Source organism: Niallia sp. Sow4_A1 (assembly GCF_052116745.1).
Taxonomy (GTDB): Bacteria; Bacillota; Bacilli; order Bacillales; family Cytobacillaceae; genus Niallia; species Niallia hominis.
The window spans coordinates 1-2,878 of sequence record NZ_JBQKKM010000103.1 but is presented as its reverse complement, the minus strand read 5'-3'; the positions used below and the strand labels follow the sequence as shown (position 1 = coordinate 2,878).

Below are 2,878 nucleotides of genomic sequence, written 5' to 3'. Positions count from 1 at the left end.
AAAAAACGAAATTTTGATGAAAGAAAACATTTAGAAAACGGATACAAAATTAGAAGTTTTACTTTATAAAAAGGGAGCTAAAAAAAACTCCCACAAAAACTTGACTCAATCTTTTATGTTGATATATTTGATTTAATGTGTGGATAATATTAGAATTGAAAGAGTATGGGAAATATTAGGTGTATTATTTTTGTGAATAGATAGCACAACAAGAAAAAACAAAAAATAAGGGGATAATATGGCAGGGTATGTATTTAACTTAAATAATATGAAGTCACTTGAAAAAATTATAAATAACGGTATTTATAGTACTAACTTGACAGAGCCAACGAATAATCGCTGGTTAGCTCACCATGAAGGAACTTTAACTGACTATCTAACTATGAAAGAAGGAGATAATGTATATTTTTTTATTAAAAGAAAAATTTATGGAATAGGTATTCTTAAAAATATCAAGAATGATTGTAAATTTCTAAATTATCCTGATGCAGATATTCCTAAAATACCAATCTACGGATATATTAAAGATAGTTTGTTGTTAGATGAATCTGAAAATTCTATTAATAATAGATTTATTTGTTCATTCTATCCTTATCCCTGTTTTTTTGAAAAAGGAATTGACATGGATGACGTTTTAGCTTCTAATCCTGATAAATTTAGAATTTTAAGGGCATTCTGGAAGGTATCTTTTATAAAAATTGATGAAGAAGAAAATAAGGCTCTAAGGGATATTATATTGAAGAGAAATGAAGAGTATCTAAACATAGGGCAAGGGAAATTCTCATTTAGTGAATCGCTACGAAATAGTATAAAACATAAATTATCCGATAAGTATTCTTTAACATCAGAGAATATTTTAAAATACTCTTCTAAAGAAGATTACATAAGGCATGAGATGGCAATTGAAGCTCATATTGCTGATATTATTACCAATAATAAAGAAAGTATATTTGGAAAGTGGGATTATATTTCTCACCAAGTGATTGCTTCACCGTTTAAACCAATTGATTATATGGATAAAATGGATATGTTTGGATATAGAAATATTGAAGGTTTTGATACTATTTCTAAGTACTTATTAATAGAGATTAAAAGAGATGGTGCGAATAAAGAAGCAATTAATCAGGTGATGAAATATGTAGACTGGATTAATCAAGAATACTCTCATGGAGATTATTCAATGATTGAAGCTTTTCTTGTGGCATATGATTTTCCAGAGGAAGTAATTAAGGAGAGAGAGAATATTTGCAAGCGGAATTATATTAAAGGAAGACGTCCCACAGAATCTGCTGAATGGAGAAATGTAAGATTCATCAAATATAAATATGATAAAAATACAAACAGACTAGTTTTTGAAGAAGTATAAGAATAAAGAGGGTGGGACAAAACAAAATAACTAATCATTAAAGACGAACAATATTTAATTTAGCTCTTAAATAAAGCTACTTAATCTCTGTTTTTAAATATAGGTAAGTGTAAAAACCAAGACGTTCCATTGCGCTACAGACGCTCGATGCGCCGGGGAGGAAGCTGAGCCTCCTCGCTGCGCTGCGGGGTCTAAAGCGTCTCTATTTCCCGCAGGAGTCGACCGTCCTCCGCTCCATTTCACTTCGGTTTTAAACCTTTTTCTAAAAAAACAAACACGAACTTTTATACAATATAATTACATTATAGTTCGTGTTTACTGTTAGTTGAAATACTTATGTCCCAGCCTCTCTTTATTTGTTTATTAATCTTTAATGATTTCTGAAACATATGAATTATTTAACCAATAGCATTGCTTAGTAATTAATTGACCATTTGGTAATTCGACCTTGTCATTTCCATCTTTTCCCTTTGGGCGAATATGGGTTACACCATTAAAAGAACTTTTTGGAAAGTTATTTGTTTCAACGAGATTTTCCCCGCGCTTTATATATTCAATTTTTAGACCACTATGCAATAGTTTATTAACCTCAACCCAGAGTTCTTTTATTTTTGACTCGATAGTATTTTCTGGCATATTCCATAATTTAATTCCTTTAAAAAATAACTTCCTATTTGGGTTATCTTTTTTTTGCTCCTTATATTGGAATACAATGAATAGGAATTTCGTTTCATAGAAGCGATTACGTATGTAACTTTCTTCCCAGCTTTCATTTTTCCACTGATTAAAATCGATATTTTCAAATGACATGGATTCTTTTGGAATACCATTTGGTTCTAATCGAATCGTTTTAAATTGTATATTAGCTTTTGCGAATTCTTCAATGTTATCTAATTTTGTCCCCTTTATGCCTAATAAAGTACTTATAATTTGGGGAATAAAACTTTTGGAGCTCTTGTTATATTTAATATTTAGTTTCTTAGATATTTCTTCATCCGTTAATCCAATATAGGGGGCAAACTTTTCATTTAGTAGTTCATGAAAACTTTTTTTCTGTAATTCGATTGCGTTAGCAAAATTCACTAGATTTTCTTGCTTTATATGTTTTCTTACTAGAGCTGTCATATAAGATTGTTTTAAGGAATATGCTCTTTGCATTGCGGGAATATCCGAAAATGGTTGAGTTCTTAGTGAATTTTTATTACTTCCTTTTGTACATGCCCCTAAATATATGGTGTCTCCTTCGGATAATTCATGTGCTTTTCCTTGTTTAATTTTATCGAGAATTGCTTTCCAATCGTTTTTAATGATTTCCAAATCTGCCTCTGGAAAAGAATAGAGAATACTCTTATTTATATAATAATCATTTCTTTCATTATTTGGTGTCCACTCATAAAACATTAATAACTCAACTTTCGCAGAGTGATATCGGCAAATAAGCCTTGATATAATTAGGAAGGCCAGCGATCCACTGTTCAAGTTGACTTTGAATTATTTTTTTGATTTTCTTAT

Annotated in this window: 1 protein-coding gene and 1 pseudogene; one reads left to right on the top strand and one right to left on the bottom strand. The window is 30.1% G+C overall.

Features of this window, described 5'->3' with window-relative positions:
• Nucleotides 1-238 precede the first annotated feature (238 nt).
• Nucleotides 239-1,366 carry an endonuclease NucS gene (locus tag ACTQ5K_RS25275; protein ID WP_031537994.1) on the top strand — a complete coding sequence of 376 codons (1,128 nt, stop codon included), beginning with the start codon at nt 239-241 and terminating at the stop codon, nt 1,364-1,366.
• Between the two features lie 363 nt (nt 1,367-1,729).
• Here ACTQ5K_RS25275 and ACTQ5K_RS25270 read toward each other — a convergent pair.
• Nucleotides 1,730-2,773, bottom strand: a pseudogene (locus ACTQ5K_RS25270) (Sau3AI family type II restriction endonuclease); the annotation flags it as partial.
• Nucleotides 2,774-2,878 lie beyond the last annotated feature (105 nt).